Raw genomic sequence first — 19,580 nt, 5'->3', positions numbered from 1 at the left:
CGTCGGCCCGAGTCCGGTCCGGCGGCGGCTGCCTCGACGCCCGGCACGCTCCGCACTCGTCGGGGGTCCCCCGAGCGGTCCACCCCATCTCCCCCTCAGGGTGGACGCGGCCGACTCCCAGGTCCCCGTAGCGTGGCCGCCGTGATCGAAGTCGAGCACCTCACCAAACAGTACGGTCCGAAGACCGCCGTCGACGACGTCTCGTTCGTCGTGCGGCCGGGCAGCGTGACCGGCTTCCTCGGGCCGAACGGCGCCGGGAAGTCCACCACGATGCGCATGATCATGGGGCTCGACCGCCCCACGGCCGGGCGGGCGACCGTGAACGGGCAGCCGTACACGACCTTCCGCGATCCGCTCCGGCAGGTCGGGGCGCTGCTCGAGGCCAAGGCCGTCCACCAGGGCCGCAGCGCCTACAACCACCTCCTCTCGCTCGCGGCGACCCACGGGATCCCGAAGTCCCGCGTGCACGAGGTCATCGACATGACCGGCCTCGACTCCGTCGCGAAGAAGCGCGTCGGCGGGTTCTCGCTCGGCATGGGGCAGCGACTCGGCATCGCTGCGGCACTGCTCGGCGACCCGAAGACGCTCATCCTCGACGAGCCGGTCAACGGCCTCGACCCGGACGGCGTGCTCTGGGTGCGGCAGCTCGCCCGCCGCATGGCCGCCGACGGTCGCACCGTGTTCCTGTCCAGCCACCTCATGAGCGAGATGGCGCAGACGGCCGACCGCGTCGTCGTCCTCGGCCGCGGCCGGGTCCTCGCCGACGCCCCCATCCAGGAGTTCGTCGCCGCGGGCGGCGGCACCGGCGGCAGCCGCGTCGTCGTCCGGACGCCGGCTCCCGACCAGCTGTTCCAGGCGATCGGCCCGAACGCGTCCGTGACCCCGCGCGAGGACGGCACCTTCATGGTGGTCGGCCCGGACGCCACCACGGTCGGGAACATCGCCGCACAGGTCGGCGTCCCGCTGCACGAGCTCACACCCGTGGGCGCCAGCCTGGAAGAGGCCTACATGGCGCTCACCCGGGACGACGTCGAGTACCGATCGGAGGGCACCCGATGACCGCCACGACCCTGCCGCCGACGGACCTGCCGCCCACGATCGGGCTCGGCTTCGGCCGGCTCGTCCGCAGCGAGTGGATCAAGCTCCGCAGCATCCGCTCCACGATCTGGTGCCTGGCGATCCTCGTCGTGGTGACGATCGCGATGGCCGTGCTCATCGGCAACGCCCTCGACGTCGGCACGCCCGTCGCCCAGGACTCCGCGAACGGCACCCTCGTGACGATCAACACCGCCAGTGTCTCCCTGACGGCACTCGTCGTCGCGGTGCTCGGCGTGCTCATCATCACGGGGGAGTACGGCACCGGTCAGGTCCGCTCGACCTTCACCGCCGACCCCCGCCGGACGGGTGTGATCCTCGCGAAGGCCTCGGTCCTCGCGGTCACCACCTTCGTCGTCAGCGCGGTGTCGATCTGGATCGGGGTGTTCGCCTCGGCGGCGCTGCAGGCGGGCAAGGGCGTGCACGCCGACCTCGCCGATCCGTCGGTGTTCATGCCGCTGCTCGGCGCCTCGGTGTACGTCACGCTCCTCGCCCTGCTCGCGTACGGCATCGGACTCCTCGTCCGGTCGAGCGCCGGCGGGATCGCGATCACGCTCGGGCTCCTGCTCGTCGTCCCGATCCTGCTGTCGCTCATCGCGAGCGTGCTGCAGGCGCAGTGGCTCCTCGACGTCACGAAGTTCCTGCCCGACCAGGCCGGGATGCAGCTGTTCACCTACTCGGCCGGCGACGCCGCGCCGCAGGAGGGCATCGTCCTGAACGGCTGGGGCGGCTTCGGCGTGCTCGCGGCCGAGGTGGCCGTGGTGGGCGCACTCGCACTCGTGGTGGCACGCCGACGCGACGTCTGACGCCACCATCCCCCGGACTGGAGGCGCGGTGCCAGCTGGCGCCGCGCCTCCCGTTCCGTAGGCTCGCACCGTGCACCGCCCCCACCTCATCGTCCCGCCGCTCGCCGTCCTGCTCCTGCTGGCCGGCTGCACGGCGACGCCGACGGTCGACGAGGAGGCGCTCGCCGACTGGCGGAGCGCACAGGAGGCGGCGACGGAGACCGACCCGGACGTCCTCGGCGTGCTGACCGCGGACATCCAACCCGGCGACGAGGACCCGTCCGAGGTCGGGACCGGCGTCACGCTGCGGTTCCCGGCCGCGAAGGCGATCGACCACCTCGAGTTCTCGTGCTTCGGCAACGGGCACATGCGGGGGATCGTCCGCATCGAGTCCCGGGGCGGATCCGGCGACTTCACCGTCGACCCCGTGGCCTGCCGGGACAGCCCGAACCCGATCCGCCTGACGCGGCTCGCGAGCACGGACGTCGACTCCGTCGCGTTCAACGGCTTCGACAGCGACCGGTCGAGCGCGTGGCGGCTGGTCATCGTCGGGACGGCACCGTCCGCCGGCTGATCAGCGCCGGAGGTCGTACCGGTGCAGCGTCACCCCGTTGTCCCACCGCTGCTGCTCGAGCAGGTCGAGGACCAACGGCGGTCGCGCACCCGACGGCGGCGGGTCGAACAGCGGACGCCCACGCCCGAGGACGGCCGGGTGCGTGAAGACCATCAGCTCGTCGAGGAGTCCGGCGTCGAGCAGCTGCGTCGCGATGCTCGGACCGCCGACACCGACGTCGCCGTCGGACTCGGCGCGGATGCGGGCGAGCTCGTCGATCGCGTCCTCGTCGCGGCCGATGATCCGCGTGTTGTGGTCCGCCGCCGTCCGCGACCGGGAGACCAGGACCTTCGGCTGCTCGGTCCAGATCTCGCCGTACTCGCGCATGTACGCGGGCAGGGACTCGTCGGTGCGGGCGTCGGGCCAGAACGGGTCCATCATGTCGTGGACGATGCGGCCCTCGACGGACAGCGTCATCGCCCGCGCGCGGCGGTTGAACTCGCGGTGCACGGTCTCGTCGATCCGGATCCACTCCGGGCCCTCGACGCCGCTGTGCTCACCGGCCTCGGTCTCGACGAAGCCGTCGAGCGAGGCGTTGATCCAGTACACGAACCGTGCGGGCATCTCGCGACTCCTTCGTCGGACGGGCCGGTGGACGTGAGCGTACGCTCGCGCTCGTCCGCACGCTCCTCGACGACGAGAGCAGGTCCATCGTGCGCCGGTCACTCAGAGCAGTCCTCGCGATCGCGACGGTCGCGGGACTCGCGACCACGTTCCTCCAGGTCGGTACCGGCGGTGCGCCCGCCGTCGCCGCGGAGACCACGTCCGCACGGGGCGGTGCCGCGCCGACCCACCAGAACCCGATGACGCTCACGCTGCCGGACGGCCAGACCGCGGCGAGCTGCGCCGACCCGACCGTCGTGCGCGGGGTGGGACGCGACCGGAACTGGTACCTCTACTGCACGACCGACGCCCTCACGGCGACGGAGCAGAACCCGGACGGGTCGCTCGTGCAGCACGGGGTCCCGACGTACCGGTCGACCGACCTGACGCACTGGACGTACGTCGACGACGCCTTCCCCACGAAGCCGGCCTGGGTGGGCGACGCGAACGGCATCTGGGCGCCGGACGTCGTGTACCGCGCCGGGACGCACGGGCGCCCGGGCACCTGGTACCTCTACTACGCGGCGTCGGACACCCCCAGCGGCACGGCACCGACCGGCGGCGGATCGGCCGTCGGCGTCGCGACGAGCCCGGGCCCGACCGGACCGTGGACGGACTCCGGCGGACCCGTCGTGGCACCGCAGGCGGCACCGAACGGCACCGGGCAGCGGTGGGAGTTCGACCCCGAGGTCATCACCGACCGCGGCAGCACGTACCTGTACTTCGGCAGCTACTTCGGCGGGGTGAACGTCCGCCGGCTGAGCAGCGACGGCCTGCGCTCGATCCCCTCGACCGAGCGGCAGATCGCGATCGACAATCGCTACGAGGGCACGTACCTGATGCGGCACGACGGCTGGTGGTACTTCATGGGGTCCGCGACGAACTGCTGCAACGGCGCCCTGACCGGGTACGGCGTGTTCGTCGCCCGGTCGCGCAGCCCGCTCGGCCCGTTCACCGACCAGGACGGCGTGCGGATCACGAGCACCCGGGTGGGTGGCACGCCCCTGCTCGCCCAGAACGGCAACCGCTGGGTCGGCACCGGGCACAACACGGTCGTCACCGACCTCGCCGGACAGGACTGGATCGTCTACCACGCCGTCGACCGGGACGACCCGTACTACGCGGGCCAGGGCACCTACACGAAGCGGCCCGTGCTCATCGACCCGCTCGACTGGGTGCACGGCTGGCCCGTGGTCCGCGGCGGAGCCGGCCCCTCGGACGGCGTGCAACCGGGGCCGGTGGCGCAGCCCGGTCAACGGGCGACGTACCGCGCCACCGCCGCACCGGTCGACGTGCCCGGTCGGACGATCCGTGCGCTGTCCACCGACTTCGACGGGACGACCCTGCCGCCGGCGCTCCGCTGGACCCGTGAGCCCGATGCCTCCACGTGGACGGTCGCCGGGGGTGCCTTCCGGTGGCGGACGCAGGACGCCGACATCCACCCGCCGCAGACACCGCTCGCCTCGGTCCTGTCCGAACCGGCTCCCCGGGGCGACTGGGTGGCCGAGACCACCGTCGCGGTCGACACCCCGGCGACCGGCGACGGCGTGAACTACGTGCAGGGCGGGCTCATCGTGTACGGGAGCGACAGCGACTACGTCCGCCTGACCTCGAACTCGATCTTCGACACCCGGCAGACGGAGTTCGGCAAGCAGGTCTCCGGGCAGCCGGCCGGTGCCCCGACCTACGGGAACATGGTCGTCGGGCCGGTCGGGGACACCACCACGCTGCGGATCGTGCACCGGTTCGTGGCCGGGGAGCACCGCTACACCGCGTACACCAGTGTCGACGGACGGCACTTCGTGCGCGGCGGGACGTGGACGGCGGACCTCGGGGCGGAGCCGCGGATCGGGCTGATCTCGCTCGGCGGTACGGGCTTCACGAGCACCTTCGACGACCTGCGGGTGAGCACGGTGGCGACGGGCCGCTGAGCGCGTCGACGGAACACGATCCCCGCCGGGATGCGAAGATGCATCGTTGCCTGCCGGAACCGAGAACGAGGGTCAGATGAGTCCGACCGAGGACACCGCGTCCACGGCCCCACTGCTCGACGGGCGGTACCGGCTCGAACACGCCATCGGCCAGGGCGGCATGTCCGTCGTGTACCGCGGGGTCGACGAGAGCCTCCACCGGCCCGTCGCCGTGAAGGTGTTCCACGCCGGCACCGTCGACGTCGCCCGGCAGGAGGCCGAGCTCGGCGTCCTGGCGTCCCTCGAGCACCACAACCTCGTGAGCCTGCTCGACACCGGCGTCGTCACCGGCCACGACGGCACCCGCCAGCGGTACCTCGTGATGGCGCTGGTCGCCGGGCAGGACCTCGAGGACCGGCTCTCCGTCGGCCCGCTCGCCTCCCGCCACATCGCCGAGATCGGCTACGACATGGCCGAGGCGCTGCACTACATCCACAGCCACGGTGTCGTGCACCGCGACATCAAGCCGTCGAACATCCTGCTCGTCGACTACGGCAACGACTCCGACCGTGCACGCGCCCGGCTGACCGACTTCGGCATCGCGCTCGCCGCCGGTGTCGAGCGGCTGACGGCCGACGGCGTGACCACCGGGACCGCCGCCTACCTCAGCCCCGAGCAGGCGCGGGGCGGCGAGGTCGGTCCGCCGAGCGACGTCTACTCGCTCGGGCTCGTGCTGCTGCAGTGCTTCACCCGCCGTCGGGAGTTCCCGGGGTCGCTCGTCGAGTCCGCGGTCGCGCGGTTGTCCCGCGACCCGGTGCTGCCCGAGCCGCTGCCCGAGCACTGGAAGGTCCTGCTCCGGGCGATGACCGCGCAGGACCCGGCAGCGCGCCCGGCCGGCGCCGATCTCGTGACCATGCTCCGCGACGTCGTCATCGCGGAGACCACCGCCGCCGACCACGTCGTCGAGGCGCCGCCCGTGGCCGAGGCTGCTGCGCACGCCGACCGTGCCCGCCCGGCGACGCTCGACAGCCTGCCCGAGCAGGCGCTGCAGCGCACGACGGCGATGGCCGCGAGACTGTTCGACGCCCCGATCGCGCTGGTCGAGGTCCTCGACGAGGACCGTGCCTGGTCGCAGTCGTACATCGCTCCCGGTGTCGACGACGCGGCGCGCCACATCAACTTCCGCAACGGGTTCGCCCCCGTGCCGGTGCCCGTCGTGATCCCGGACGGCCAGACGCACCCCGAGATGCAGCACAGCCCGCTCGTCACCGGCCCGCTCGGCATCCGGTTCTACGTCAGCGTCCCGCTGGTGAAGCACGACGGCACCCCGATCGGCACGCTCGCGGTGCTCGACACGAAGCCGCGCCAGACGACCGGGGCGGACCTCGCGAACCTGCACGACCTCGCCGCGCTCGCCGTCACCCAGCTCGAGATCCGTCAGGAGTCGCTCCGCACGACGAGCGACGCGCTGCCGCTGGCACCCTGACGGGTGGTCGCGGTCAGGCGTCGGTGAGGGCTGCCGCGTAGGCCCGGACCGACCGGTGGTACCGGGGGAGCGTCGGCTCCACCGCCTCGATCGCGACCCGGAGCGCCTCGTCGTGGCGACCGGCACTGTGCAGCGCGAGTGCGAGGAACACCTTCGGCGCTGCGCCGGTCGCCGGGTGCTCGGGGGCGTCGCGGAGCATCGTGATCGCCTCGTCGACCCGGCCGAGGTTGCGGAGCGTCGAGGCGTGCTGGACGACCATCTGCGCCGCCCTCGTCGGGTCCACGGTGTCGAGCCCGGCCGCCGTCGCGGCCGTGTAGTGGACGTCGGCCTCGGCTTCGTGGCCGCCGGAGTCGTTCGCCCCGCCGAGCTCGAACGCGCCCAGCGCCGGGTGGGGTGCGGCGTCGGCGAGGACCCGCATGCGGTCGATGCGCTCCTGGTCGTCGATGGTGTCGTCGGCCCAGAGTGCGGCGACGCGGGCTTCCCAGTCCTCGGTGCTCATCCCACCAGCGTATTGGCGGACCGGTCCGGGCCGTGCTCGCCCGGGCCGTGCCGGACCGGGCCGTCCGCGACCGTCGCCCGGAACGACCGGACGAGGGGCACCCCGGGGTGCACGAGCACCGGGGTGCGCCAGGCGAGCGCCGAGCCGACCGCGGGGTACTCGGCGGCGCGGACGAACCACGGGTCGTCGTGGTCGAGGGCCTCGAACCGGATCGTGGCGCCGACGCCCTCGAACGTCGCCGACCACTCGACCCACGGCGCGACCGACCCGTGCACCGCGTCCTCGCCACGGGCCGTCGCCGTCCGGACCGCGATGTCGGCGCACGGCGGGAAGCGCCAGGTGAAGCCGCCGTACCCGGCCCCGACCCGACCGTTGCTGCCCGGGCCGCCGAGCCGGACGACCGCGTCCCCCGGCACGCGGAACGACGACGACCACGTGAGCTCCCACCCGGTGTCGACCGCCCGCCAGGCGAGGGCCCGGTCCTCGTGCAGGGCGACGTGGCCGTCGGGACCGCGCCAGACGACCTCCTGCCGCAGGGAGGGGCCGTGGTGCTCGGCGTGCACGACCGTGGCGCTGCCGTGGTCGTCGCGCCAGACGTAGCCCTCGCCGTGGACGTACGTCCGGCCGCCCCAGCAGTTCACGCCGTCGAGGTCGGGGATCGCGAACCCGACGCCGCAGTGCCAGTCGTGGTCCGGCGGGTGGTGGGCGCTCACGACCGTGCCGCCGAGGGTCCGCACCGGGTGCAGGTACGGGCGGGGCGAAGACGTCGGGACCGTCCCCGCGCCGTCGAGGACCGACGCGACCGCGACGCCGTCGACGACGAGCTCGTCGAGCACCTCGTCGCGGTCCGCGTGCGCCCAGGGCGCGCCGACCTCGGAGAACAGCGCGCGCTGGTCCGCCGCGCGGTCGACGACCGCCTCGACGTCCGTGACGAGTGGCCGACGCGCAGGCCCCTCACCGTCCCACGTCACCCACGGGTGGTCGATCTGCACCGGTTCGGTCGCCCGCACGGCTTCGAGCACCTCGACGAACGCGCCGGTCGACACGAGCGGCACGAGCAGCGCGTCGCCACGGGACCGGTGGGCGAGCAGGTTCTCGAGCAGGTCGGTGCGCCCGAGGCCGTGGGTCACCCCGTCGATCGTGACCTCGTCGGTCGTGTACCCGAGGACCGCGCTCCCGGTCGTGCCACGGACCCGCACGCTCGGGAGGACCTCGGTCGGCCCGCACAGGGTGAGCGCCGCGGTCGCCTCGCGTCCGGCGGTCGTCGTGACCCGGACGGCCGAGGTGTCGTCGCCCTCGATCGCGTTCGCCCGGTACAGCTCGACCTCGACGCGCGCCACCTCGTCGGCTCGACGGCAGCCGACGAGCGCGAGGGCGGTCGCCACGGCGTGGGCGAGCGGGTTCGTGACGACGCCGTCGAGGACGTCGACCCCGTCCACCCTGCGGCGGCCGGCCCAGGCGGAGCGGTCCCAGTACGCCTGGTCGCGCGTCCAGGTGCCGACGGCCGAGGCGGACCGGACGGTCCCGACGAGCGACCCGTCACGGAGTGCGGGCAGCGCGTGCGACCCGAGGCTCTGGAACCCCACCTGGACCACGCGCCCGCTGCGTCGTTCGGCGTCGAGCAGGGTCGCCAGGTCCCCGCGCGTCGTGACCGGCGGCTTCTCGAGGAGGACGTCGGCGCCGCTCTCGAGGGCGGCGAGGGCGAGGGGGAGGTGCGCGGCGATCGGAGCGGCGACCACGACGACGTCGACCGGGCCGGTCGCGCGGGCTGCGGCGGCGTCGTGGACGACCGGCACGCCGCCGTCCTCGTCGGCGTCGAGGGTCGGGTCGACGACGGCCGTCAGCGTGCAGGCCCCGAGGCCGACGAGCCGGTCGATGGTCGCCCGGTGGTGCAGACCGTAGCCGCGTGCGCCGACGAGGACGATGCCGGGAGGCGCGGTGCGGCTCGGGTCTCCGGCCGCCGGTCGCTCCGTGCTCACGACCCCACCGACGGGGTCCCGATCACGACACGGGTCCGGCCCGGCGCGCGTCCGGTGACGTGGACGTGCGAGCCCGTCGGCCGGTCCGTCCCGCCGAGGAACGCGTAGTCCTGACCGGGCGCGTAGAACGCGGGTTGCCCGGGGCCGGAGCCGTTGCCCGGCCCGAACGTCACGGTGTCGGTGCCGACGCGGTACGAAGCGGTCCCCGTGAGGAGGACGCGTTCGGCGGTGGCGGCATCGGTGCTCACACCGGAGAACGTACCCCCGTCGCGGAACGTCAGCTGGAGCGACCACGGGACGTCGGCCCCGGCGGTCTCGATGTCGAGCGTGACCGCGTCGGCCGTCAGGGCGACGTCGACCGTCGTCGTGAGCGCCACCTCGTCGGCGGTCCGGCTGCCGAACGCCATCGACGCCGAGAACCGCCCCTCGTCGCCGAGCGCGTAGTCACCGTCGGCCAGCCGGTGCTCGGGTGCGAGCGGCTGGTGGTAGCCGGCCGACACGCGTTCGGTCAGCCGGAACCGGCCGGCGCCGAGGTCCTCGAGCCTCGTCGGGCGGAACGGGCCGAGGCCGAAGAACTCCCGCGAGAGCCGGACGTCGGTGAGGACGACGGCGCCGGCGAGTACCCGCAGGAACGTCGGGCTGTTCGCGAGCCCGGAGCGGACGTGTCCTGCCGCCGGGACGTCCGAGCCGGCGAAGAGCACGACGTCGCGGTCGGCCTCGCGGACGTGGACGAGCCGTGCCGCCCGGAACGTCGAGGTGCCCCGGGGGAGCGGTGCGCCCGCCGGCAGCGGCCGCTCGAGCACCGGGTCGGTCATCGCCCGTGCGGCCACGGCGCCGGGCTGCCAGGTGTCGGCGACCGCTGCCCGGGCGGCGACGGCGGCGAGGTCGGCTCGGCCGTCGAGCACCGCGACGTGCCAGAGCAGGGGTGCGAACGGTCCGATCCCGAACGGCCGCGACTGGTCCTGCCGTCGGGACTGCACGGTCTCGACGGTGTCGTCGGGCAGGAGCAGCGCGAGTGTCGCGTCGAGCGAGCGGCGCACCGGGTCGAGCAGCTCGGGTCGCCCCAGCACCGACGCCAGCACGAGGAAGGACGGGCACGAGACCGCCGCGGCGTAGTTCGGGCTGCGCTCGGACCACAGGCCGTCGGCGTCGATGTCCGGTCCCTCGGCGAGCCACTCGTCGATCCGCTCGACGAGGGCCGGGTCGGGGTGGAGCCGGTGGACGCGGGCGAGTGCGGCCGCGATCTCCCACCGGTGGTTCGGGGTGTGCACGCCACCCGTCAGCAACGCCGGGGTCGCGCGGTGCACGATCTCGTCGAGGTCGTCGGCCAGCGCCGCGGCCGTCGGCACGGTCGCACGGTACGGCGCGAGGAGCTCGAGCGCGTCGCACACGTCGTTCACCGTGAACGCGGAGTCGGGTGGGGAGAGCACGTTGTCGCCGCCGACGAACGTGCCGCCGGGGGACTGCCGGGTGGCGAGGTGCCGGACCCAGCCGTGCGCGGTGGCGAGGTCGTCGTCGGTGGGGCGAGCCGCGCCTCCCGTCCGCTCGTTCCGGACCCACGCGCCGACCAGGGTGAGGGCGCGCGCCATGAGTTCGCGGTGCTGCAGCGTCTCCGGGGCGTCGGTGGCCTGCCGGAGCCGGGCCGCGTCGGCGTCGGCCGCGGTGCCGGCGAGGTCGAGGAAGCCCATCAGTCCTTGAGGCCCGCGTTGAGGTCCGCGCCGTTCACGTACTTCTGGAAGACCAGGTAGATGAGGACGAGCGGGATGATCGAGATCACCGACGCGCCGAGCAGGACCGTCCAGTTGACGTTCTCCGCGCCGACGATGCTCTGCAGCGCGATCTGGATCGTGAACTGGTGCGGGTCGTTGAGGACGAGCAGCGGCCAGATGTAGTCGTTCCACCGCCACTGGAACGAGAAGATCGCGAGCGTCAGCATGATCGGGCGGGAGATCGGCAGCATGATCCGCCAGAAGATGCCGAACTCGCTCGCGCCGTCGATGCGGGCGGCCTCGACGAGGTCGTCCGGCACGGTGAGGAAGAACTGCCGGAACATGAAGATGCCGGTCGCGGTGATGACCGACGGCACGATGATGCCGGCGAGCGAGTCGTACATGCCGAGGTCGCGGATCACGATGAACGTCGGCGCGAGGATGACCTCGGTCGGGAGCATCGTCGTCGCGAGGATGCAGACGAAGAAGACCTTGAGCCACCTGTTGTCGTACTTCGCCAGCGCGTACCCCGTCGCCGCGCTCGCCAGCACGGTGAGGACGGTGGTGACCAGTGCGACGATCACGGTGTTGCCGAAGTAGCGGGCGAAGTCGTAGCTCGCCCAGGCCTCCGTGAAGCCGCTGACCGACCACGTCTTCGGGAACAGGGTGAGCGGGTAGGAGAACAGCTCGCCGCCGGGCTTGAACGCGCTCAGGACGAACCAGAGCACGGGGAAGCCGAACGCGATGATGAAGACCCAGAGCAGGGCGGTGGCGGCGATGGCCCTGGGGCGGGGCGGGCCGTCGAGGCGCTTGTTCCTGGTCGTGTTCCTGGTGGTCCCCGACGTGACGTCGGTCGCGGGTGCGCCGGAGGCGCTGGGCAGGGTGGCGGTCATCGGCGGGCCTCCGTCCGACGGTTCACGGCCAGCTGGATGAGCGCGATGGCCATGAGGATGAGCATGAGGACCATCGACGCCGCGCTCGCGTAGCCGATGTGGGCGTTCTGGAACCCGTTCGTGTAGATGTACTGCACGAGCAGGTTGTTGTCGGTGCCGGGACCGCCGCCGTTGAGTGCCTGGATCGTCGCGAACTCCTTGAAGGCGCCGAGCGACGACAGCAGGACCACGATGAACGACGTCGGTGCGATGCTCGGCAGCGTGATGTAGCGGAACTGGTGCCAGGCGCCGGCGCCGTCGAGGGACGCCGCCTCGTAGTAGGACTGCGGCACGTTCCGGATCGCGGCCACGAACAGCAGCATGTTGAAGGCGGCTCCGGCCCACGCGGTGGCGAACACCACGACGAGCAGCGACAGGTCCGCGTTCGACTGCCACGGGACGGCCTTGCCGCCGAAGGACTCGATGACGAAGTTCGCGAGCCCGAAGTTCTCGCCGAACATCCACCGCCAGATGACGCCGGTCACGATCGGCGAGATGAGCCACGGCACGAAGAAGACGATGCGGGCGACGCTCCGGCCCTTCGCCGCGGGGCTCGTGAGCATGAGCGCCATGGACAGGGAGAGCACGAAGCCGAGCGGTACCGCCACGATCGCGTAGAGGAACGTCCGGAGGAGTGCCGCGTAGAAGGTGTCGTCGGCGAACAGCTCGAAGTAGTTCTCGAGCCCGATGAACTTCGGGGCGACGACACCGTTGTAGTCGGTGAACGAGTAGCCGAGGCCGATGACCGCGGGCCACACGAAGAACACGACGAACAGCACCGCGTTGACGCTGACGAAGAGGATCGGGGCGAGGACGGGCTTGCTGACGCCGGAGCGGCGGCGCTTCGCCGTCTTCGCGGCGCCGGGCCGGCGGGGCGGCACCGGGGTGGGCACGGCGGTCTGCACGTCGCCGGCTGCGGTGGGGATGCTCACGATGATCCTCTTCGTTCGTCGCGGTGTTGCTCGGGGGGACGGCGTCGGGGTCGGGTGCGTGCACCCGACCCCGATCCGTCATCCGACGTGCTCTTCGTAGTACTTCGTGATCGTCTCGAGGGTCTTCTTGGCCGACTGCTGCCCGTTGATGAGCTTGCCGACCTCGGCGGTGGTGGGGTCGGTGCCGAGTTCCTTGCCCTCGACCGCCCACTTCGCGCTCTCCTTGGCGTAGGAGCTCGAGATCGGGTCCGCCGCGTCGATCTCCTTCTGGTAGAGCGCGAAGGAGTCCTTGGCGGCCTGCGACTCGAACGGGTAGCTGATGTCCAGCCCGGACTCCACCGGCAGGAAGCCGTTCGTCGTCACGAGCTTGGCGTAGTTCGTCGGCTCGTACATGTAGTCGATGAACTTCTTCGCCGCGGTCCCGCGGGCGTCCGAGTTCTCGAAGCCGACGATGTTGCCGCCGTAGTTGATCTCGGTGGCGTGCGTCGGGTCAGCCGGGGTCGCGGCGCTGGCCCAGTCGAAGTCGGTGATGTTCGACGCGAAGTCCGACGACTGCCAGACGCCCGAGAAGTAGGCGACGACCTGGCCGCTCTTGAACAGGGCGTTCGGATCCTGCCCGCTCGTCCACACCGACTTCGGCATCGTGGAGTCGTCGTTCATGTCGGCGAAGTCCTGCAGCGCCGAGACGGTCTTCGCGTCGGTCGGGAAGGAGCCGTCCTTCTCCTGCTGCATGAAGTCGGTGCCCTTGGTGAACATGTAGGCGCGCAGGCGGGACGGCGAGGAGTCGAACACCAGGTCGTACTTCGCGCCGGTCTTCGCCTTCACCTGGTCGGCGGCCTGCAGGAACTCGTCCCAGGTCCAGGCCTTCGCGGGGTCCGTCGGGTAGGCGATGCCGGCCTTGTCGAACAGCGACTTGTTCACGAACAGGCCCGCCGCGGTGACGTCGGACGGGATCGAGGTGACCTTGCCGTCGTCGTCCTTCGCGATGATGTCCTTGTCGATCTTGTTCGCGTCGTCGTCCACGATCGAGGCCAGGTCGACGGTCTTGCCGGTCCAGATCGGGTCGATGCCCGCGGCTCGCACGACGTCGGGCAGCGAGTTCGCCTGCGCCGACTCGCGGAGCTTCGTCTGCAGCCCGTCGTACGGCAGGTTCACGATCTTGACCGTGACGCCGGTCTTCTTCTCGTAGTCGGTCGCGAGGTCCTGGTAGCCCTTCTCCTGCGCCGTCGACGTGGAGAGCCAGAAGGTCAGCTGGTCGACCTTGCCGCCGTCGCCGGAACCGCTGCCGGAGGCGCAGCCGCTCAGGAGCGCCAGTGCGGCGATGCCGCCGGCGAGCGCGAGCATCTTCTTGGATGACTTCATCGTCACTGCTTTCGTTCGGGACCACTGGCGTCTGCCGTGGGCGAGCGTTCGGGGTGTCTCGGCCGAGGAGACAAGGTCTACACGACGCCCGGTGATTCTGGCAAGCGCTTTCCTGCAGAATGTTTGGACATTGTGACGTGACGGCTCGATCCGTTGCCGCGGCTCCGCCCCGGCGGGCGGGAAATCGCTATCCTCGCCACAGACAGCCCTCGCCACACAGCGCGGAGCCGACGGACTGGAGGCGCGACATGCCCGAACGGAGCTCGGTCACCCTGGCCGACGTGGCTGCGCGGGCAGGCGTCTCGCTCGCGACCGCGTCGCGCGCGCTCAACGGCAGCGTGCGGAAGGTCCGGCAGGAGTCGGTCGACCGCGTCCACGCCGCGGCCCAGGAGCTCCGGTACACCGCCAACGTGCAGGCCCAGGCGGTCGCCCGCGGGACCACCACGACGCTCGCGCTCGTCGTGGGCGACATCGCCGATCCGTACTTCGCGGCCATCGCCGCCGGGGCCATCCGCGCCGCCGACGACGCCGGGCTCGTCGTCACGATCACGTCGACGGGAGGGGACCCGTCGCGCGAGGCGGCCGTCCTCGGCGTCGTCGCGGGGCTCCGGCCGCGGGCCGTGGTGCTCGCGGTGAGCCGTCGCCTCGGTGGTGGCGCCGAGCTGGCGTCGGCCGTCTCCGGACTCGTCGCGGCCGGCGCGGGGGTGTCGGCGCTCGTGTCCGACCTCGACGGCGCCGTGGCAGGTGTGTCGGGAGTGCAACCACTCGTGATCCGGAACCTCAGCGGTGCTGCGGCGCTCGCCGGGGCCCTGGTGGAACAGGGGCACGACTCGTTCGCGGTGCTCGCCGGCGATCCGTCGCTCGCCACCGCGCACGCGCGCTACGAGGGCTTCGTCGCGGGCCTCGCCGCCCACGGGATCCGGGTGCCTGACGACGCCGTGGTGCCGTCGGAGTTCACGCGGGACGGCGGGTACCGGGCGATGGTGTCGCTGCTCGACCGGGCTGCGGCGGGCTCGGGGGCGTTGCCGCGGTGCGTGTTCGCGGTCACGGACCTCATGGCGGTGGGGGCGGTCGCGGCGATCCGGGAGCGCGGGCTCGTCCCGGGGGTGGACGTCGGGGTCGCGGGGTTCGACGACGTGCGGATGCTCGCCGACGTCGTGCCGGCGCTGAGCACGGTGCGGTTGCCCCTCGAGGAGATCGGGGAGCGGGCGGTGCGGCGGGCCCTCGGGCTCGAGGCGGACGGCGCCATCGACGGCGAGGTCGTGCTGCGCGCGAGCACGGCGCGCTAGCGGGCCGGGCGCCCCGCGCCCGTCCCCGCGCCCGGGCCGGTCCCCGCCCCCGGGCCCATCCCCGTCGGCCGGATCGTGAGCAGAAACGGTCGGGTGCCGTGGCGCGACCCGACCATTCCTGCTCACGAAGTGGCACGGGGCGCCCACGCCCCAGGCCCGCGCCCCGCACGCCCCCCCCCACGCCCCCGCGCCGCACGCCCGGCCCCGAACGCACACACCCGAACACGCGCGTGCGGTCGGCACGGGCCGTGGTGTACGGTTCCGGCAAGCGCTTTCCACCGCGGTGGCGAGCGGGCCACAGCGAGCAAGGGAGCACGCGTTGACCACGCGCACCATCGGCATCATCATGAACGGCGTCACCGGACGCATGGGCTACCGCCAGCACCTCGTGCGGTCGATCCTGGCCATCCGCGACGACGGCGGGCTCCCGCTCCCGGACGGCACGAGGCTGCAGGTCGAACCGATCCTCGTTGGCCGGAACGCCGCGAAGCTCGAGGAGATCGCCACCCGGCACGGCCTCGCGCACTGGACGACCGACCTCGACGCCGCCCTCGCCGATCCCCGCTGGGACGTCTTCGCCGACTTCGCCGTGACGAGCGCCCGCGCCGACGCCCTGCGGAAGGCGATCGCCGCCGGCAAGGCCGTCTACACCGAGAAGCCCACGGCGGAGACATCCGAGGAGGCGCTCGAGCTCGCCCGCCTCGCCGCCGACGCCGGCGTGCCGAACGGCGTCGTGCACGACAAGCTCTACCTGCCCGGCCTCCGGAAGCTCCGCCGGCTCCTCGACTCCGGGTTCTTCGGCCGGATCCTCTCCGTCCGCGGCGAGTTCGGATACTGGGTGTTCGAGGGGGACTGGCAGACCGCGCAGCGGCCGAGCTGGAACTACCGCCGCGAGGACGGCGGCGGCATCGTCGTCGACATGTTCCCGCACTGGAACTACGTCCTCGAGCAGCTGTTCGGCCGCGTGGAGTCGGTGTACGCCCGCGCGGTCACGCACATCGACGAGCGCACCGACGAGCAGGGGGCCGGGTACGCGGCGACCGCGGACGACGCGGCCTACGGCGTGTTCGACCTCGCCGGCGGCATCACGGCGCAGATCAACTCGTCGTGGGCGGTCCGGGTCGACCGTGACGAGCTCGTCGAGTTCCAGGTCGACGGCACCGACGGCAGCGCCGTCGCGGGACTGTTCGGCTGTCGGATCCAGCCGCGGACGGCGACGCCGAAGCCGGTGTGGAACCCCGACCTGCGGGACGACCGCGACTACAGGGCGCAGTGGCTCGAGGTCCCCGACAACGAGGTGTTCGGCAACGGCTTCCGCGCGCAGTGGGAGGACTTCCTGCGCGACCTCGTGGCCGGCCGCCCGCACCCCTACGACCTGCTGTCCGGTGCCCGCGGCGTGGCGCTCGCGGAGGCCGGTCTGCGCTCGAGCTCCGAAGGACGACGCATCGACCTGCCGGAGCTGACCCTGCCCACCGGGGCCGAGCCGCGCCTCCAGGGCGACAGCGCCGAGACCGTCGGAGCACGCGCATGAGCACCCTGACCCTGCTCGCGCCCGACGGCACGACCAGCCGGGTCGACCTGCGCGAGCCGGCCGTGGCGGCCACCGCGAAGCCGACCGCCCCGCTCACCGAGCGCGTCGTGTACGCCGCCGCCCACGTCGTCCCGCGCACCGCCGCCGACAACACGCCGGGTGCACCGGCGGACCTCGACTGGGACGCCACCCTCGCCTTCCGGCACCACCTCTGGTCGTGGGGCCTCGGCGTCGCGGACGCGATGGACACCGCGCAGCGGAACATGGGGCTCGACCCGGCCGCCACGCGCGAGCTCATCACCCGCAGCGCCCGCGAGGCGCAGTCCGTCGGCGGCCGCATCGTCGTCGGCGTGAACACCGACGACCTCCCGGACCAGGTCGCCACCGAGCAGCAGGTCGTCGACGCCTACGTCGCGCAGCTCCACCACGCCGAGGACGCCGGCGCGGGGGTCGTGCTCATGGCGAGCCGGCACCTGGCGCGCCTGGCGGGCAGCGATCCCGCGGTCTACCGCCGCGTCTACCGCAGGGTCATCGAGCGGGCGAGCGCCCCCGTCGTCCTGCACTGGCTGGGGGAGGCGTTCGACCCCGCCCTCGCCGGCTACTTCGGCGGTCAGCACGGCCCCGACACCGTGCTCGACATCACGGGCGACGCCGGGTCGAAGGTCGCCGGCATCAAGATGAGCCTGCTCGACGCCCGGGCCGAGGTCGCCCTCCGCTCCCAACTGCCCGCCGGCGTCCGGATGTTCACCGGCGACGACTTCCACTACGTCGACCTCGTCGCCGGGACCGATCGGACGCACTCCGACGCCCTGCTCGGCGCGTTCGCCGCCGTGGCGCCGATCGCCTCCGCCGCCGTCCGGGCACTCCCCGACGAGACCGCCTTCCGCGCGCTGCTCGGCCCCACCGAGGCCCTGTCCCGCCACGTCTTCAGCGCCCCGACCTGGCACTACAAGACCGGCATCGCCTTCCTCGCCTGGCTGAACGGCCACCAGGGTGCCTTCGCCATGGTGGGCGGTCAGCACGCCGGCCGCTCCCTGCCGCACCTGTCCGAGACCGTCCGGCTCGCGAACGCCTGCGGCGCGCTCGAGGACCCGTCGCTCGCGGCGTCGCGGTGGCACGACCTGCTCACCGTGTCCGGTGTGCCCGTGATGGCCAGGAGGCGCGGCTCGACCCCCGCCGACCGCCCGCTCTCCGGGGTGGTCGCGTGAGCACCCCCGTCGTCCGCGCCACGCGGACCGGGGCCGCCCCGGGCTCCGCACCCCCGCATCCGCGGCTCTCGATCAACCAGGCGACGATCAAGTACGCCTCGCTCCGGGACGCCCTCGACACCGTCCGCGCCGCCGGCGTCCAGGCGATCGGCACGTGGCGGGAGCCCGTCGCCGAGGTCGGGCTGCCCGAGGCCGTGCGGATGGTCGCCGACTCCGGCCTCCGGGTGTCCTCGCACTGCCGAGGCGGCTTCTTCACCCTCCCGGCCGGCACCGAACGGCAGCGGGCACTCGACGACAACCGCCGGGCGATCGACGAGACCGCGGCGTTGGCCGAGGCCGGCGCGCCCGGGTCCGCGCCGGTGCTCGTGCTCGTCGCCGGAGGACTGCCCGAGGGGTCCCGCGACCTGATCGACGCCCGGGACCGCGTGGCCGACGCCCTCGCCGACCTCGTCCCGCACGCCCTCGACGCGGGCGTCCAGCTCGCCGTCGAGCCCCTGCACCCGATGTACGCCGCCGATCGGGCCGTCGTGTCGACCCTCGCGCAGGCCCTCGACCTCGCGGCGCCCTTCCCGGCCGCTGCCGTCGGTGTGGTCGTGGACACGTTCCACGTCTGGTGGGACCCGGCACTCGCGGCCTCGGTGGCCCGCGCCGGTGCCGCCGGGCGGATCGCGAGCTACCAGGTGTGCGACTGGCTCACCCCGATAGCCGCTGACCCGCTGCTCTCCCGCGGTGTGATGGGGGACGGGCACATCGACTTCGGGCCGGTGACCGCTGCCGTGACTGCCGCCGGGTACGCCGGTGACGTCGAGGTGGAGATCTTCAACCAGGCCGTGTGGGACGCCCCGGCGACGGACGTCGTCGACCGGGTGGTCCGGGCGTTCACTGCCTCGGTGCCGCTGCCCCTGCCCCTGCCTCGCTGAGGGGGCGGCGGCGGACCAGCACCACGCTGTCGAGCACCCCGTGCGGCGCTCCCTCGGGCGTCACCGCGGTGCGCGGCCGGAGCTCGGCGGCGACGACCTCCCACCCGTCGTCGAGCCCCAGCGCCGCGAGGTCCTCCGCCGGCGTCGGGAAGCGGTACGCCCGCATCTCCTCGGGCAGGTCCCCGTGCGGGGGCGCGGCGTGCGCCGTCACGAGCAGGTGCCCACCGGACGCCACGAACCCGGCCGCCCGCCGCAGGATCGCCCCACGCGGGATCTCGACCGGCCACGACTGCAGGAACGACGCCGTGACGAGGTCGAACCGCGCCGCGGTGTCCCACGAGCCGAGATCGGCCGCGACGAACGCCGTCCGCTCCTCGAGCCCGGCGGTGACGGCAGCCCCGGCCCCGCGGGTGACCGCCGTCACCGACAGGTCCACCCCGGTGGTCGCCCACCCCTGCCGGGCGAGCCAGACGACGTCGCCGCCCTCGCCACAGCCCAGGTCCAGCGCGCGTCCCGCGGGCAGCGACGACGCGACGTCGGCGAGCACCGCGTTCACCCGCCCCGACCAGATCCCGTCGCGCTCGGCGTAGCGGGCCTCCCACCAGCTGCGTGCGGTCGTGTCGGAGGGCTCCCGGTGCGTGTGCATGCCGTCACTCCACCGCACGGACCGGCCGGACCCCAAGCGGTGTTGCCACCCCGGCAACGTCGCACCGTGCGTGGCGGGGCC

Annotated in this window: 17 protein-coding genes; 9 read left to right on the top strand and 8 right to left on the bottom strand. The window is 72.9% G+C overall.

The genetic code is table 11. From position 1 onward, the window contains the following. Positions 1-141: 141 nt before the first annotated feature. From BJK06_RS01860 to BJK06_RS01850, 3 genes are all read left to right on the top strand, one after another. Positions 142-1,059 (top strand): ABC transporter ATP-binding protein, encoded by a 918-nt coding sequence (locus BJK06_RS01860; protein WP_070419118.1) that lies wholly within the window; start codon positions 142-144, stop codon positions 1,057-1,059. Continuing rightward, on the top strand, positions 1,056-1,901 hold the full coding sequence (locus BJK06_RS01855) for an ABC transporter permease (protein WP_070416474.1): 846 nt from the start codon (positions 1,056-1,058) through the stop codon (positions 1,899-1,901). Before BJK06_RS01860 ends, BJK06_RS01855 begins: the two co-directional genes overlap by 4 nt. 70 nt (positions 1,902-1,971) lie before the next feature. Then, positions 1,972-2,454: a hypothetical protein gene (locus tag BJK06_RS01850; RefSeq protein ID WP_070416473.1), complete on the top strand. Its 483-nt coding sequence runs from the start codon at positions 1,972-1,974 to the stop codon at positions 2,452-2,454. On the opposite strand, the gene BJK06_RS01845 is transcribed toward BJK06_RS01850, so the two are convergent. Beyond that, positions 2,455-3,057: a dihydrofolate reductase family protein gene (locus BJK06_RS01845; RefSeq protein WP_070416472.1), complete on the bottom strand. Its 603-nt coding sequence runs from the start codon at positions 3,055-3,057 to the stop codon at positions 2,455-2,457. It abuts the gene before it with no gap. A gap of 89 nt (positions 3,058-3,146) precedes the next feature. Between BJK06_RS01845 and BJK06_RS01840 the strand changes: the two genes are divergently transcribed. Beyond that, the gene (locus tag BJK06_RS01840) at positions 3,147-5,027 is read left to right on the top strand and encodes a family 43 glycosylhydrolase (protein ID WP_083294978.1); all 1,881 of its coding nucleotides are present in this window, start codon (positions 3,147-3,149) and stop codon (positions 5,025-5,027) included. Between the two features lie 76 nt (positions 5,028-5,103). Then, positions 5,104-6,492 (top strand): serine/threonine-protein kinase, encoded by a 1,389-nt coding sequence (locus BJK06_RS01835; RefSeq protein WP_070416471.1) that lies wholly within the window; start codon positions 5,104-5,106, stop codon positions 6,490-6,492. Positions 6,493-6,505: 13 nt separating this feature from the next. On the opposite strand, the gene BJK06_RS01830 is transcribed toward BJK06_RS01835, so the two are convergent. From BJK06_RS01830 to BJK06_RS01805, 6 genes are all read right to left on the bottom strand, one after another. Further along, positions 6,506-6,991 carry a tetratricopeptide repeat protein gene (locus tag BJK06_RS01830; protein WP_070416470.1) on the bottom strand — a complete coding sequence of 162 codons (486 nt, stop codon included), beginning with the start codon at positions 6,989-6,991 and terminating at the stop codon, positions 6,506-6,508. After that, the gene (locus BJK06_RS01825; protein WP_070416469.1) at positions 6,988-8,970 is read right to left on the bottom strand and encodes a DUF6807 family protein; all 1,983 of its coding nucleotides are present in this window, start codon (positions 8,968-8,970) and stop codon (positions 6,988-6,990) included. The genes BJK06_RS01830 and BJK06_RS01825 overlap by 4 nt, the downstream gene beginning before the upstream one ends. Then, positions 8,967-10,658 carry a hypothetical protein gene (locus BJK06_RS01820; protein ID WP_070416468.1) on the bottom strand — a complete coding sequence of 564 codons (1,692 nt, stop codon included), beginning with the start codon at positions 10,656-10,658 and terminating at the stop codon, positions 8,967-8,969. Before BJK06_RS01820 ends, BJK06_RS01825 begins: the two co-directional genes overlap by 4 nt. After that, the gene (locus BJK06_RS01815; RefSeq protein WP_258027680.1) at positions 10,658-11,572 is read right to left on the bottom strand and encodes a carbohydrate ABC transporter permease; all 915 of its coding nucleotides are present in this window, start codon (positions 11,570-11,572) and stop codon (positions 10,658-10,660) included. Before BJK06_RS01815 ends, BJK06_RS01820 begins: the two co-directional genes overlap by 1 nt. Further along, positions 11,569-12,543 (bottom strand): carbohydrate ABC transporter permease, encoded by a 975-nt coding sequence (locus BJK06_RS01810; RefSeq protein ID WP_219810648.1) that lies wholly within the window; start codon positions 12,541-12,543, stop codon positions 11,569-11,571. Before BJK06_RS01810 ends, BJK06_RS01815 begins: the two co-directional genes overlap by 4 nt. A 78-nt stretch (positions 12,544-12,621) precedes the next feature. Continuing rightward, on the bottom strand, positions 12,622-13,905 hold the full coding sequence (locus BJK06_RS01805) for an extracellular solute-binding protein (RefSeq protein WP_070419114.1): 1,284 nt from the start codon (positions 13,903-13,905) through the stop codon (positions 12,622-12,624). 248 nt (positions 13,906-14,153) lie between these two features. On the opposite strand from BJK06_RS01805, the gene BJK06_RS01800 reads away from it, so the two are divergent. From BJK06_RS01800 to BJK06_RS01785, 4 genes are all read left to right on the top strand, one after another. After that, positions 14,154-15,194, top strand: a complete 1,041-nt coding sequence (locus BJK06_RS01800; protein WP_070416467.1) for a LacI family DNA-binding transcriptional regulator — start codon at positions 14,154-14,156, stop codon at positions 15,192-15,194. Positions 15,195-15,540: 346 nt separating this feature from the next. Beyond that, positions 15,541-16,725 (top strand): Gfo/Idh/MocA family protein, encoded by a 1,185-nt coding sequence (locus BJK06_RS01795; RefSeq protein WP_070419113.1) that lies wholly within the window; start codon positions 15,541-15,543, stop codon positions 16,723-16,725. Next, the gene (locus tag BJK06_RS01790) at positions 16,722-17,933 is read left to right on the top strand and encodes a DUF993 family protein (RefSeq protein WP_070416466.1); all 1,212 of its coding nucleotides are present in this window, start codon (positions 16,722-16,724) and stop codon (positions 17,931-17,933) included. Before BJK06_RS01795 ends, BJK06_RS01790 begins: the two co-directional genes overlap by 4 nt. Beyond that, positions 17,930-18,853, top strand: a complete 924-nt coding sequence (locus BJK06_RS01785) for a sugar phosphate isomerase/epimerase family protein (protein WP_083294977.1) — start codon at positions 17,930-17,932, stop codon at positions 18,851-18,853. Before BJK06_RS01790 ends, BJK06_RS01785 begins: the two co-directional genes overlap by 4 nt. On the opposite strand, the gene BJK06_RS01780 is transcribed toward BJK06_RS01785, so the two are convergent. Continuing rightward, positions 18,813-19,499 carry a bifunctional 2-polyprenyl-6-hydroxyphenol methylase/3-demethylubiquinol 3-O-methyltransferase UbiG gene (locus BJK06_RS01780; RefSeq protein WP_070416465.1) on the bottom strand — a complete coding sequence of 229 codons (687 nt, stop codon included), beginning with the start codon at positions 19,497-19,499 and terminating at the stop codon, positions 18,813-18,815. The genes BJK06_RS01785 and BJK06_RS01780 overlap by 41 nt on opposite strands. Positions 19,500-19,580 lie beyond the last annotated feature (81 nt).

It is taken from the genome of Curtobacterium sp. BH-2-1-1 (genome assembly GCF_001806325.1).
GTDB lineage: Bacteria > Actinomycetota > Actinomycetes > Actinomycetales > Microbacteriaceae > Curtobacterium.
Note: the sequence above shows the minus strand (reverse complement) of the source record. Positions and strands in the feature narration are given on the sequence as shown.

What these genes read in the sequence shown, in the direction of transcription:
- BJK06_RS01855 (WP_070416474.1), top strand. Translation starts at nt 1,056, where the DNA reads ATGACCGCCACGACCCTGCCGCCGACGGACCTGCCGCCCACGATCGGG.
- BJK06_RS01845 (WP_070416472.1), bottom strand. Translation starts at nt 3,057, where the DNA reads ATGCCCGCACGGTTCGTGTACTGGATCAACGCCTCGCTCGACGGCTTC.
- BJK06_RS01835 (WP_070416471.1), top strand. Translation starts at nt 5,104, where the DNA reads ATGAGTCCGACCGAGGACACCGCGTCCACGGCCCCACTGCTCGACGGG.
- BJK06_RS01830 (WP_070416470.1), bottom strand. Translation starts at nt 6,991, where the DNA reads ATGAGCACCGAGGACTGGGAAGCCCGCGTCGCCGCACTCTGGGCCGAC.
- BJK06_RS01820 (WP_070416468.1), bottom strand. Translation starts at nt 10,658, where the DNA reads ATGGGCTTCCTCGACCTCGCCGGCACCGCGGCCGACGCCGACGCGGCC.
- BJK06_RS01815 (WP_258027680.1), bottom strand. Translation starts at nt 11,572, where the DNA reads ATGACCGCCACCCTGCCCAGCGCCTCCGGCGCACCCGCGACCGACGTC.
- BJK06_RS01805 (WP_070419114.1), bottom strand. Translation starts at nt 13,905, where the DNA reads ATGAAGTCATCCAAGAAGATGCTCGCGCTCGCCGGCGGCATCGCCGCA.
- BJK06_RS01800 (WP_070416467.1), top strand. Translation starts at nt 14,154, where the DNA reads ATGCCCGAACGGAGCTCGGTCACCCTGGCCGACGTGGCTGCGCGGGCA.
- BJK06_RS01795 (WP_070419113.1), top strand. Translation starts at nt 15,541, where the DNA reads ATGAACGGCGTCACCGGACGCATGGGCTACCGCCAGCACCTCGTGCGG.
- BJK06_RS01790 (WP_070416466.1), top strand. Translation starts at nt 16,722, where the DNA reads ATGAGCACCCTGACCCTGCTCGCGCCCGACGGCACGACCAGCCGGGTC.
- BJK06_RS01780 (WP_070416465.1), bottom strand. Translation starts at nt 19,499, where the DNA reads ATGCACACGCACCGGGAGCCCTCCGACACGACCGCACGCAGCTGGTGG.